At 61.2% G+C, this 12,747-nt stretch carries 12 protein-coding genes; 3 read left to right on the forward strand and 9 right to left on the reverse strand.

Annotation, left to right across the window (positions count from 1 at the left end; translation table 11 throughout):
* Positions 1-52: 52 nt before the first annotated feature.
* Entirely contained in the window at positions 53-1,117 is a 1,065-nt protein-coding gene (locus ACTJK9_RS28965; RefSeq protein ID WP_440817768.1) for an ABC transporter substrate-binding protein, read from the reverse strand.
* A gap of 351 nt (positions 1,118-1,468) precedes the next feature.
* On the opposite strand from ACTJK9_RS28965, the gene ACTJK9_RS28970 reads away from it, so the two are divergent.
* A complete protein-coding gene (locus ACTJK9_RS28970) occupies positions 1,469-2,182 on the forward strand; it encodes a UTRA domain-containing protein (RefSeq protein WP_011333178.1) in 714 nt (237 codons plus the stop codon).
* A 419-nt stretch (positions 2,183-2,601) separates the two neighbouring features.
* Here ACTJK9_RS28970 and ACTJK9_RS28975 read toward each other — a convergent pair whose 3' ends face one another.
* The 8 genes from ACTJK9_RS28975 to minC form a co-directional block, all read right to left on the reverse strand.
* Positions 2,602-4,761: a mechanosensitive ion channel family protein gene (locus ACTJK9_RS28975; protein WP_221399075.1), complete on the reverse strand. Its 2,160-nt coding sequence runs from the start codon at positions 4,759-4,761 to the stop codon at positions 2,602-2,604.
* 76 nt (positions 4,762-4,837) lie between these two features.
* Complete coding sequence (locus ACTJK9_RS28980) at positions 4,838-5,014, reverse strand: hypothetical protein (RefSeq protein WP_165369545.1); 177 nt, start codon at positions 5,012-5,014, stop codon at positions 4,838-4,840.
* Positions 5,015-5,211: 197 nt separating this feature from the next.
* Positions 5,212-6,501, reverse strand: coding sequence for a M18 family aminopeptidase (locus ACTJK9_RS28985; protein ID WP_085649360.1), 1,290 nt, complete (start codon positions 6,499-6,501; stop codon positions 5,212-5,214).
* A gap of 76 nt (positions 6,502-6,577) precedes the next feature.
* Positions 6,578-7,678 (reverse strand): hypothetical protein, encoded by a 1,101-nt coding sequence (locus tag ACTJK9_RS28990; RefSeq protein WP_440817773.1) that lies wholly within the window; start codon positions 7,676-7,678, stop codon positions 6,578-6,580.
* A 46-nt stretch (positions 7,679-7,724) separates the two neighbouring features.
* On the reverse strand, positions 7,725-8,360 hold the full coding sequence (locus tag ACTJK9_RS28995) for an RluA family pseudouridine synthase (protein ID WP_039769876.1): 636 nt from the start codon (positions 8,358-8,360) through the stop codon (positions 7,725-7,727).
* A 91-nt stretch (positions 8,361-8,451) separates the two neighbouring features.
* Positions 8,452-8,706 (reverse strand): cell division topological specificity factor MinE, encoded by a 255-nt coding sequence (minE, locus tag ACTJK9_RS29000; RefSeq protein ID WP_007960071.1) that lies wholly within the window; start codon positions 8,704-8,706, stop codon positions 8,452-8,454.
* Positions 8,706-9,518, reverse strand: coding sequence for a septum site-determining protein MinD (gene minD, locus ACTJK9_RS29005; RefSeq protein ID WP_039769880.1), 813 nt, complete (start codon positions 9,516-9,518; stop codon positions 8,706-8,708). The genes minE and minD overlap by 1 nt, the downstream gene beginning before the upstream one ends.
* Before the next feature lie 169 nt (positions 9,519-9,687).
* Entirely contained in the window at positions 9,688-10,425 is a 738-nt protein-coding gene (minC, locus tag ACTJK9_RS29010; RefSeq protein WP_085613518.1) for a septum site-determining protein MinC, read from the reverse strand.
* Positions 10,426-10,542: 117 nt separating this feature from the next.
* Between minC and ACTJK9_RS29015 the strand changes: the two genes are divergently transcribed.
* A complete protein-coding gene (locus ACTJK9_RS29015) occupies positions 10,543-11,475 on the forward strand; it encodes a lipid A biosynthesis lauroyl acyltransferase (RefSeq protein WP_064594584.1) in 933 nt (310 codons plus the stop codon).
* A 35-nt stretch (positions 11,476-11,510) separates the two neighbouring features.
* Complete coding sequence (locus ACTJK9_RS29020; RefSeq protein ID WP_440817776.1) at positions 11,511-12,683, forward strand: patatin-like phospholipase family protein; 1,173 nt, start codon at positions 11,511-11,513, stop codon at positions 12,681-12,683.
* Positions 12,684-12,747: the final 64 nt, after the last annotated feature.

Consider the following 12,747-nt stretch of genomic DNA (forward strand, 5'->3'; position numbering starts at 1 on the left):
CCCGCTCCCACATTTGGATCTTCAACAGATCACAAAAGGGTGATCAGCCGCTTTATTTCATCTCGACGATGACTTCTTCGTTCCACTTCTGCGGCAGGGCCTTGGAGGTTTTTTCCCAGGCATCGGCGTCCTTGATCGGCGTGACCTTTTTGTACTGCTCGTTCGGCAGCAGCTTGGCCTTCACGTCTTCCGGCAGTTGCAGGTGCTCGGCGCGGATCGGGCGGGCGTTGCCACGGGCGAGGTTGGTCTGGCCGGCGTCGCTGAAGATGTATTCGCGGGTCAGCTTGGCGGCGTTCGGGTTCTTCGCGTATTTGTTGATGATGGTGGTGTAGCCGGAAATCACCGAACCGTCGGACGGGATCAGCACCACATAGTCATCCGGGTTGGCCATCTTGGCCTTGTAGCTCAAGCCGTTGAAGTCCCAGACCACGCCGACTTCGATCTCGCCTTTTTCCATGGTGGCGATGGTCGGGTTGGCCATCGACAGGCGCCCCTGCTTGGCGATGTCCGCGAACAGCAGCAGGGCCGGCTGGATGTTTTTCTCGTCGCCGCCGTTGGCCAGTGCGGCGGCGAGTACGCCGTTGGCAGCTTGCGCGGCAGTGCTCACGTCACCGATGGAAACCTTGTATTTGCCGCCCTTGAGGTCAGCCCATTTGGTCGGCACGTCGGAGCCGTGCAGCAGCTTCTTGTTGACGATGAAGGCGATGGTGCCGGTGTAGGCCAGTGCCCAGTTGCCGTCCTTGTCCTTGGCCCAGTCCGGCACCTGGTCCCAGGTGCTCGGCTTGTACGGTTGCACTACGCCCTGCTTGACCGCTATCGGGCCGAAAGCCGCGCCGACATCGCCGATGTCGGCAGTGGCGTTATCTTTTTCAGCGGCGAACTTGGCGATTTCCTGGGCCGAGCTCATGTCGGTGTCGATGTGTTTCAGGCCATATTTGTTGGCCAGGTCTTCCCAGGTGCCTTTCCAGTTGGCCCAGTCATCGGGCATGCCGACGCTGTTGACGGCACCTTCCGCTTTCGCAGCGGCCTCGAGGGTTTTCAGATCGTCAGCCGCCATGGCGGCGGTGCACATGGCAATGGTCGAGCCTAACAGTGTTGCCAGGAAAAGCTGTTTCATTCCGAAGCTCCTTGGTCGTGTTCAACGCTGCGATTGCGGTTTGTGTTGGTCTAGGTCAGCAATACCTGAGCCAATTTAAGGGGGCTCGATGACACTTTGATGTCGGCGATGGCTCGCCCAGCCTTTTCTATCTCCCGTATCAGCGAGTGCCCGGTAAGCGTAGACCACCCGCCAAGTCCCGGCGGGCAAGGGACTTGGCCGATGTATTGCAAGTTGTCAGGGCGACCGTTCGGTAGTTTTGTCATCTCTCGGTCATCTGCACTGCCTAGGCTTGCAACACAACCGGACGGCACGATTGCTGTGCGGTTTTGCCCCGAAACAGTGCTGGTCTAGTCCAGATAGGTAACGTTGATGCGCGATGAGGCAACAAAAGCGGTGACAGCGATTGGCCAGATCCTTCAGGAGCAACTCGACCATGGGTTGCTGGCGGCGGGGAGCAAGTTGCCGGCCGAGCGCAAGCTCAGTGAGCTGTTCGGCACGACGCGAATTACGGTACGCGAAGCCTTGTTGCAGCTGGAGGCGCAAGGGCAGATTTATCGCGAGGAGCGGCGTGGCTGGTTCGTGTCGCCACCGCGTCTGGCTTACAACCTGATGCAGCGCAGTCACTTTCACGCGATGGTCAGTGCGCAGGGGCGGGTGCCGTCGACCGAGGTGATTTCGGCGCGGTTGCAGCCGGCTTCAGCGGCGGTCTGTGCGTGGTTGCAGTTGCCGGCGTTGTCGAGCGTGATTCAGATCTGCCGGTCGCGGCGGATCGATGGGCGGTTGGTGTTGTATGTGGAGCATTATCTGAATCCGCAGTTTTTTCCGGGGATTCTGGAGTTTGATTTGAATCAGTCGATTACCGAGCTGTATGCGCGGCATTACGATTTGCACTATGGGCGGGTGCGGTTCGAGATTGTGCCTACGTCGTTGTCGGTGGATGCGGCGGCGGCTTTACGGGTGTCGGTGGGGAGTCCGGGGTTGAGGATTGCTCGGGTTAATTATGATCAGTTTGGGCGGTTGATTGATTGTGATCTGGAGTTTTGGCGGCATGATGCGATTCACGTCGGTGTTGATGTTGTTTGACCTTGTTTGACCTTGGCGGCCGCTGGGCCGACCAGGTTTTGGGTTGACTGTGTACATATCCGTTTCTTCGGGTGCTGCCGCTGACGGTTTCGCCCTTACGGCGAGTCACTTTGGCAAACGCCCCAAAGTAACCAAAACGCTGGGCCCCGGCGTTCGGCCCCTCGCTTTGGCTCGGTGTTCCTTCGTTCCGGGATTCATCCGGGGGCATCGCCTACGGTTTGCTTCGCTGCACCTCCTCTCGATGCATGCGGCTTCGCCGCACGGTCGCTGCGCTCCCACCCCCGGATAAATCCCTCCACTCAGCCTTCCGATGGGGCCGGCACGTCAAAAGCGGTACTCGAGCTAACGCTCATCGTGGTGAGTGGTGGGCGCTGGCTTGCCAGCGATGAGGGCCTTGAAGTTGGCCCGATTCTTCGGGGCTATTCCTGAGTTTGGCCGCCACCGCCTGCGGTGATCACTTGCACATTCATCCTCGGCGTCGCCAAGTCCAGTCCGGCCTCATCCAGATGCCGTTTCAGCGACAGGTTGAATGCCCGTGAAACTTCCCATTGTTTGATCGGTGCTGTCTTGAATCTTGCTCGCAATATCGCGTTGCCGGATTCAAAGCTTTCCACGCCCTGAAATTCCAGTGGTGACCAGATGTTGCGGCGTTGCAGAGGGTCGGTGCGCATTTTCTGGCCGACGTCGCGCATCAGTTTGATGGCTTCGTCGATGCTCATGTTGAACGGCACGGCCACGCGGAAGATCGCGTAGCCGAATTCGCGGGAGTAGTTTTTGATGCTTTTGATTTCGCTGAACGGGATGGTGTGGACGATGCCGTCGATGTCCCGCAGGCGTACGGTGCGGATGGTCAGGCCTTCGACGGTGCCGAGGTGGCCGCCGACGTCGACGTAGTCGTCGATGGCCAGGGAGTCTTCGATGATGATGAACAGGCCGGTGATCAGGTCGGCCACCAGTGACTGGGCGCCGAAGCCGATCGCCAGGCCGATTACGCCGGCACCGGCCAGCAGGGGCGTGACGTTCATGCCCATGTTCGCCAGGGCGACGATCAGGGCGATGATGAAGATCGCCACGAACAGCACGTTACGGATCAGCGGCATCATGGTTTGCGCGCGGGCGTTGGCCAGGCCTTTGCGGGAGCGGGTGAGGGCGTGGTGCACGGCGGTGTCGCTGAGGATCCAGATCAGCCAGGCGAAGATCAGCGTGCCGATCAGGCTGAACAGTTTGACGCTGACGTCGTGGCCTTCGCCTTCGGTGAAGCCGATCAGCGACATGCCCCAGACCCGCAGGCCCAGTTCGATGAAGGCCAGCCACACCAGCAAATGGGCGAGGGTGTAGAAGAAACTTTTCAGGCGCTCGGAATACAGCGCGTGGCGCTTCGGCCCACGTTGAGGCTTGAGGGCATGGCGGCGGACGAGGCCGTTGATGACCATGCACAACACCAGCAGCACGGTGCAGATCAGCGACTGGCGCAGGGCGGTGCTGGTGTCGCCGGCGGAGACGAAGGTGGCGAACAGCGAAATGCCCACCAGCACCAGCGCCGGGACGTACCAGAAGGTGCCGAGGATTTCGATGGTGTCGCTGAGGGCGCGGCGGGTCAGGCGGCGGGACAGTGGCTGGTTGCGGATCAGGTGGGCGATCGGTCGGCGGAAGCGCAGGATGAACAGGCCGGTCGACAGCGCCGCGAGGACGTTGGCGACGGTGGCGGCGGTGTGGGCCAGGTGCACGCCGAGGCCGGCTATCAGTCGCGGATCGCTCAGGGCTTCCCCGAATGCGGCGAAGCTGCCGATCAGCCACAGCGGGCGGAAGGCCTGGTGGCGCAGGATGTACAGCGCGCGATGGCGGTGCGGGCCGTCGAGTACGGAAAAGGCAATCACGCAGATGGCCGAGAAGCAGGTGCCGACCACCAGCGCGTAGGCCAGCACCATCGCCAGGCTTTTGCCCAGTGACGAGGGCAATGCGTAGCTCAGGTAGACCGTGATGACCAGAGCGATCATCCATGGCCCGAGCTTGCGCAGGGCGAAGCGCAGCATGTCGAGGGCTCGGGGATGTTGCGGCAGTTCTTCGGTCAGACCGAAGCGCATGCGTACCCGATGACCAAGCCAGATCAGCGCGGCGGCGAGCAGGCTCCAGACCGCGAGGATCACGGCGAAGGCGAAGATGATCGGCAGCCATTCGCTGGCCGGCAGCATCAGGCCTCTGAGCTCGTCCTTGGCCATGTCGAATTCGGCAGACCAGCGATTGAGTGGGCTGTCGGCACCGGAGAACTGTTTTTCGAAAGTGGCGAGGGTGCCGCCGATCAGTCCCAGCACCCCTTCTTCCGGGGTGGCCTGGGCTTTTTTCGTGGCGTCGCGCAGTTTTTTCAGATCAGTCAGCAACTGGGCGCGTTGCTTGTCGTTTTCCAGCGACTTGATGACTTCGTCCAGGGACTGGCCGAGCGGTTCCTGAGCTTCGGGCTGAGCCTTGCCGGCGCCCGTGAGCAATCCCGGCAGACCGGCGGCGTCGGCAGGCGCCGGCGACACCAGGGTCATCAGGCAAACGAGAAAGAGGCAGGGCAGGGCAAAAAGACGAGCAAACACTAGGCGGTCAACCTCGCAAGGGGCGGATCGGGCGAGTGTACGAGCCCGCCAGATTCAATGCGAGCCGGGCGCGGATTTATTCGTTGAGTTTGGCGAGGATCTTGTAGACCACGGTGGCCAGGATCATCAGCATGCCGATCCACATGGCGAACACACCGGCGTTCTTGTCACGGAAGTTGAAACCGATGGCCAGCAGAATCATTCCGCCGAGGATGGGAATGAGCATGGAGTGAAACGCAGACATCGAGATCATGGCGACAGCCTTGTCGAAGGTGATTATTCAAGTCTAGGTGGGTTTTCGATGGACGGTGCTGATGTGTATCAGAAATGAGCCGGTTCTGATCCAGACGTGATGTCGATTGTTCGATTGCCATCGCCAGCAGGCTGGCTCCCACATTTGAAATGCATTCCATTGTGGGAGCCAGCCTGCTGGCGATGCTTTTTCAAGGATTACGGCAGTTCGCGACTGGCGTAGAACGCGCTCAGCACTTTGACTAGGTGAGCCAGGTCGTGGCTGCCGCACAGTTCGCGGATCGAGTGCATGGCGAACGTTGGCAGGCCGATGTCGACGGTGCGCACCCCCAGGTGGCTGGCGGTGATCGGGCCGATGGTCGAGCCGCAGCCCATGTCGCTGCGCACCACGAAGCTTTGCACCGGCACTTCTTCGGCCATGCACAGATGGCGGAAGAAGCCGGCGGTTTCGCTGTTGGTGGCGTAGCGCTGGTTGCTGTTGACCTTGATCACCGGGCCGGCGTTGAGTTTCGGGCCGTGGTTGGCGTCGTGCTTCTCGGCGTAGTTCGGGTGTACGCCGTGGGCGTTGTCGGCCGAGACCAGCAGGGATTTCTGGATGGTGCGTACGAACTCTTCACCTTCCGGCAGCAGGCGGCGCAGGGTCTGTTCCAGCATCGGGCCGTCGGCGCCGCAGGCCGAGCAGGAGCCGACTTCTTCGTGGTCGTTGCACACCAGCACGCAGGTTTCTTCAGTGTCGGCGGTCAGCAGGGCTTGCAGGCCGGCGTAACACGACAGCAGGTTGTCCAGGCGCGCGCCGGCGATGAAGTCGCCATGCAGGCCGATGACCGCAGCACTCTGGGTGTCGTAGAAACTCAGCTCGTAATCCAGCACCACGTCGGCGTTGAGGCCGTGTTCGCGAGCCAGTTGATCGGTGAGCACCGCGCGGAAATCCACGCGCTCGTCACCGGCGAACTGCGCGAGAATCGGCGGCAGCTCGGTCTGGGCGTTGATGGCCCAGCCCTGATTCGCTTCACGGTTGAGGTGGATAGCGAGGTTGGGAATGATCGCGATCGGAGCCTTGAAGTCGATCAGTTGGCTCTCGACCTTGCCGTCGCGGCGGAAGGTGACGCGGCCGGCCAGCGACAGGTCGCGGTCGAACCATGGCGCCAGCAGCGCGCCGCCGTAGACTTCAACGCCCAACTGCCAGAAACCCTGGCGCTGCAGTTCAGGTTGTGGCTTGACCCGCAGGCACGGGCTGTCGGTGTGGGCGCCGACCAGACGGATGCCGTCGTGCAGCGGCGAATTGCGGCCCATCTTGATCGCGACAATCGAGGAATCGTTACGGGTGACGTAGTAACGACCATTGGCTTCGGTGTGCCAGGTTTCGCGCTCGTCGAGGCGCACATAACCGGCGGCCTCCAGGCGTTGAACAAGGCTGGCGGTGGCGTGGAACGGGGTAGGGGAGGCCTTGAGGAAGTCGATCAGGCCTTGGTTCAACTCTTCGCGCATAAGAAGCTCCAGACAGCAATGGGCGGGAGTTTAACGCATCGGCCTGATGCTTGGGACATGACATGTGCCGCTCGCGTCAACGAGCGGCTGCCACGCGTTTTTTCAGGTAGTTCATGATCACTTTTTCGTCTTCAGGCTTGTCCGGACGGGGTAGCTGTTTTGGCCAGCGACTCTGTTCCAGAAGCTTTTTCTGACGGCTCTCGTCCCAGCGCAGAATCTCCCGCGAGGCGCATTCCCACCACTCATGACGACAGGCGCTGTAGTACGGGTGATCCGGCGCGGCGCTGCCATACAACAGATCCCGACCCACCTTGCGCATGGCGCCGCTCTGGTTGCGCAGTTTCCACTTGATCTTCAGGCGCTGCCAGGCGGACGGAAAGGGTTTGACCCGGGGCACGTCAGTGCACAGGTCCACCAGTCGCTGGCTGAATTTTTCGCCGTGCTGAGCGAAGAAGAATGCCTGCATCGCATGGAAGAAGCGTTTTTCCGCAAAGTAGTGGTAGACGTGTTTGCGCGCTTCCACCACCGACCGTTCACGCATCGCGTAGGACAGGGCGATCTGCTCGATGGTGTGAATCTCGAATCCGTCGGCCGTCCATTCATCGATCAGGCGGATCGATTCCTCGAACAGCGCCGAATCACGGTCGGTGACGCCACACAGGCCGCTGTTGTAGAGCTTGAAACCGTTCTGCGGGCAAACGCCATGGGCTCTGAGGTCGCGAGCGAGCTTCAGGTAATCCGGTCGCTCGAAGACATCTTTCCAGTCGTATTCGAAGCGATCCATCACCGACTGATTTGCATCGATGTGTTGGAACAGACTGTTCGGGTTGCTGGTGAACAGGGTGTCGGTGTCGACGAACAGGGTTTTCTCGGCCAGTTGCAGGCCGGCGGCGATCGCGCAGGCCTTGCGCCGATGGTGATAGCCGTTCTGCCCTTGCCAGCGGGTCAGGGTCGCTTCGTCGAGCAGCACGGTGTCGACCGGCCAGCCTTCGTAATCCTGCGGCCGGTCAGTGAGGATTCTGATCGCCGGGCGCTTGCCGTTTTTGGCCTGGGACAGGGCGGTCAGGATGCTGAACTTGGCTTCGCGCCGGTAGACATCCTGATTGCCGTAAATCAGGTAGAGCAGTTGATGACGGGTCTTCTTGACGGGTGTTGCCAGGGAATCAGTACAACTCATCCGGAACAAAATCCTATAAATCGGGCAGCTGTCGGTCCGACAGTGCTTAAAACGGTGCCGGGCATTCGAAACGCAAGCGTTCGCCGGACTGAGGATGGGTGAAGCTGAGCATGCTCGCGTGCAGGCACAGACGCGGCCAGGCGGCCAGGGCTTGTTCGTGGGCGTAAAGGCCATCACCGAGCAACGGATGACCGATGGACAACATGTGCACCCGCAACTGGTGCGAACGGCCGGTGATCGGTGTCAGTTCGACGCGGCACCAGTCGCCGCAGCGTTCCAGCACACGCCAGAAGGTCAGGGCGTGCTTGCCGTGTTCGTGATCGACCACGTGGCGCGGTTTGGTCGGCGGGTCGTAGCGCAACGGCAGATCAATGCTGCCGCTGTCCAGTTCCGGCTGACCCCAGCAGAGCGCAGTGTAGGCTTTCTCTGTTTCACGATCGTGAAACTGGCGCGACAGTTCGCGGTGGGTGTCGGCGTCGCGGGCCAGCAGAATGATCCCCGAGGTTTCCCAGTCCAGGCGATGGACGATGCGTGCTTCCGGGTAGCCGTTTTCCTGCAGACGGGTGATCAGGCAGTCCTTGTTGTCATCGGCCCGGCCGGGGACGGAGAGCAACAGGGTCGGTTTGTTCACCACCAGAACGGCGGCGTCCTGATGAATGATTTGGACGTTGGACAACGGCATTAAAACAGCCTCGTAACAAATGCCAACGGCGGCTCAGGGCCCCTCCGGTGTCGGAAGGGCCCTGAGCCGCCGTCGTTCCTGCCGGATCGACTCAGCGGTCTGGCAGGGTGATGTTGAGTTCCAGAATCGAGCAGCTGCCCTGGCTCTCCAGTGCCACGTGCACGTCGTCGTTGCCGATGTTGACGTACTTGCGGATCACTTCCACCAGTTCCTTCTGCAAGGAGGGCAGGTAGTCCGGGGTGCTGCGCTGGCCGCGTTCATGCGCCACGATGATCTGTAGACGCTCTTTCGCGACCGAGGCGGTACTTGGCTTTTTGTTGGCACGAAAGAAGTCAAAAAGGTTCATTACCTACCTCCAAACAGACGCTCGAAGAATCCCTTCTTCTCGACATTCAGGAACCGGTGTTCTTTTTCCTTGCCCAGCAGGCGATCAACGGTATCGCTGTAGGCCTGGCCGGCGTCGCTTTGATCATCGAGGATCACAGGTACGCCCTGGTTGGAGGCCTTGAGCACGGCCTGGGATTCCGGGATGACGCCCAGCAGGCGTACGGCGAGGATTTCCTTGACGTCTTCGACACCGAGCATTTCGCCTTTTTCGACGCGCTCCGGGTGGTAGCGGGTGATCAGCAGGTGTTCCTGGATCGGCTCTTCGCCGCGTTCGGCGCGACGGGACTTGCTGGCCAGCAGGCCGAGCATGCGGTCGGAGTCACGTACCGAGGAGACTTCCGGGTTGGTCACGACGATCGCTTCGTCAGCGAAGTACATGGCCAGGTGCGCGCCTTTCTCGATACCCGCCGGGGAGTCGCAGACGACGAAGTCGAATTGTTCCTTGAGCTCCATCAGGACTTTTTCCACGCCTTCGACGGTCAGCGCGTCTTTGTCGCGGGTCTGGCTGGCGGCCAGTACATAGAGGTTTTCCAGGCGCTTGTCTTTGATCAGGGCCTGTTGCAGGTTGGCTTCGCCGTTGACGACGTTGACGAAGTCATACACCACGCGGCGTTCGCAACCCATGATCAGGTCGAGGTTACGCAAGCCCACGTCGAAGTCGACGATCACTGTTTTGTGGCCGCGCAGAGCGAGGCCGGTACCGATAGCGGCGCTGGTGGTGGTCTTACCCACACCACCCTTGCCGGATGTAACCACGAGAATCTTGGCCAAGGTGTTTCACCCCTAAGGAAGAAGGACTGTTCAGCCCCTGAAAAACATCTCTAGAAAACTACTGCAGTCGGACAGCCTTGGCTGGAATTCGGCTTTTGGCCTTTTTCCTACTTCGTTTGAGCCGTTTTCGCTACGTTTTAGAGATGCTTGGAAAATGCGGCAGTATCCGTTAAAGCCGAATGATGTTCAACACGTCGCCCGACAGGCTGACCTGTACGCCCGAACCCCACATCGGATCGCGACGCAGGTCTTCGGAAACCTTGTAATGGCCTGCGATGGAGATCAGTTCAGCGCTCAATTGCTGACAGAAAATCCGCGCCTTGGTGTCGCCCTTGACCCCGGCCAGCGCACGACCGCGCATCGGGCCGTATACATGGATGTTGCCATCGGCGAGAAGTTCCGCCCCCGGGCTGACCGAGGAAACCACCACCAGATCGCCACCTTGCGCATATATCTGTTGGCCACCACGTACTGGCGTGGTGATGACGCGGGTCGGTTTGACGGCCGGCTCCGACGGCTTTTCCGGCTTCTTCGGTGCGACGGGTTCGGCGCTTTCCAGCGGTCGTTCGCGGGCGCCGGATGGCGGCAGCACCGGGATGTCGATGGCGATGGCGGCGGCGATGTCTTCGATGCGGCTGGCGCGGATTGCCAGGGTGCGCAGGCCGTGCTGGCGGCACACGCGCATCAGGCCCGGCAGGTCGACGGCGCCTTCGCTTGGCGGCAGTTTGTCCAGCGCCAGAACCAGCGGCGCGTTGCTGAAGAAATTCGGTGCCTGGGCGACTTTGGCGGCCAATTGCCGATCGAGGCTGTCCAGGTCGTTGCGGGACAGCTCCAGCACCGTAATGGCGAGCATGCTGCCCTTCAGCTGGAACACGGGATCTTGGTCTTTCGGTTCGGTTTGGCTCATGTCGGCATACAACGGCTTGTCACTAAAAGTGCCGAGACTTATAACGAGAACGCCCGCAGGCCGCAAGCCGGGTCGAACGATGTAGAATGCGCGGCCACTGTATTTACGGAAGCTTTAATGGATCGCCCGCGTTTTCGAAAAGCATTTCTTGCCCCACGCTTCTGGCCGCTCTGGTGCGGCCTCGGGCTGTTGTGGCTGACCGTGCAACTGCCGTATCCGGCGTTGCTGGCCATCGGTCGTTTTCTTGGTGCCTTGATGTATCGCTTCGCCGGCGACCGACGGCGCATTGCCAAGCGCAATCTGGAACTGTGTTTCCCGGAAAAGTCCGCCGCCGAACGCAAGCGCCTGCTCAAGGAAAACTTCGCTTCCACCGGCATCGCCTTCTTTGAAATGGCGATGAGCTGGTGGTGGTCGCGCCAGCGCCTGGCGAAACTGGCTCACGTCGAAGGTCTTGAGCATTTGCAGAAGGCCCAGCGCGAAGGCAAGGGCGTGATTCTGATGGCGGTGCATTTCACCACCCTGGAAATCGGCGCGGCGCTGCTCGGCCAGCAACACACCATCGACGGCATGTACCGCGAACACAAGAACCCGCTGTTCGACTTCGTCCAGCGTCAGGGCCGCGAGCGGCACAATCTTGATTCGCTGGCGGTGGAACGTGACGACGTGCGCGGCATGCTCAAACTGCTGCGCGCGGGTCGGGCGATCTGGTACGCGCCGGATCAGGATTACGGCGCCAAGCAGAGCATCTTCGTGCCGCTGTTTGGTATTCAGGCCGCGACCGTCACCGCCACCAGCAAGTTCGCCCGGTTGGGCAAGGCACTGGTGGTGCCGTTCACCCAGGAACGTCTGGCGGACGGCAGCGGTTATCGTCTGGTGATCCATCCGCCGCTGGAAGGTTTCCCGGGCGAGACCGAAGAAGAAGATTGCATCCGCATCAATCAGTGGGTCGAAGGCGTGTTGCGTGAGTGCCCCGAGCAATACCTGTGGGCACACCGGCGCTTCAAGAGTCGGCCTCCGGGCGAGCCGAAGCTGTACGCCAAACGCGGTTGATTGACCCATCCCCATAAGCACCACGGAGCGTTGCGATGAGCCCAGCTGAACCGGTCACAGGTTTGATTCTTTCCGGCGGCGGGGCTCGGGCGGCGTATCAGGTGGGGGTGCTGGCGGCGATTGCCGAATTGTTGCCGCTGGGGGCGGACAATCCGTTTCCGGTGATCGTCGGCACCTCCGCCGGGGCGATCAACGCGGTCAGCCTGGCCAGCGGTGCGACGGACTTTCGCGCTGCCATCGAACGCCTGACCCTGTTCTGGCAAGGCTTTCGCAGCCATCGCGTGTTGCGCAGCGACTGGCCGGGAGTGATCCGCCAGGCCAGTCGTTTCGTCAGCCACAGCCTGTTGGGCATGGGCCGGCAACTGCCGGTGGCGCTGCTCGACAGCTCGCCGCTGCGTCATCTTCTCAACGAAAAACTGCACCTGCCCGGCATCGCCGAGTCCATCGCGCGCAAGCAATTGCACGCGGTGGCAGTGACGGCGTTCGGCTACGAGTCCGGGCAAGCCGTGACCTTCTATCAGGGTGGCGGCACCATCGATTCCTGGCTGCGTCATCGGCGCATAGGTGTGCCGACGCAGTTGTCGGTGGAACACTTGCTGGCCAGTTCGGCGATCCCGCTGTTGTTCGCGCCGGTGAAGATCGGCGATGAATATTTCGGTGATGGCGCGGTGCGGCAATCGGCACCGATCAGCCCGGCGCTGCACCTGGGCGCGAGCCGGGTGCTGGTGGTGGGTGTCAGCGGCAACCCGCGCGGTTTCGATCCGGCGCAACCGCTGGAGCGCGCCTATACCGGGCAGCAGCCGACGCTGGCGCAGATCGGCGGGCACATGCTCAACAGCACCTTCATTGATAGCCTGGAAAGCGACATTGAGCTGCTTCAGCGTCTCAACCAGTTCAGCCGTCTGATGCCCGAAGGCACGCCGACCCGCGCTCTGGGTGTGGCGCCGGTGGAAGTGTTGGTGATTTCACCCAGCCAGCCGATCGATGAAATCGCGGCGCGGCATCGTCAGGAATTGCCGGCGGCGTTGCGGCTGTTCTTGCGTGGGCCGGGAGCGACCAAAACGAGCGGGGCAGGGGTGTTGAGTTACTTGCTGTTCGAGGCGGGGTATTGCAGCGAATTGATCGACCTGGGGCGGCGCGATGCCCTGGCCAAGCGCGATGAGCTGTGCCGGTTTCTCGGGATAACCGCGGCGTTGGCTCCCGCTTGAGATTTGTGGTGCCGCCATTCGCGAGCAAGCCCGCTCCCACACTGGCTTTGTGAACGACACAAAA

Source organism: Pseudomonas sp. 22082 (assembly GCF_052046055.1).
Classification (GTDB): domain Bacteria; phylum Pseudomonadota; class Gammaproteobacteria; order Pseudomonadales; family Pseudomonadaceae; genus Aquipseudomonas; species Aquipseudomonas pharyngis.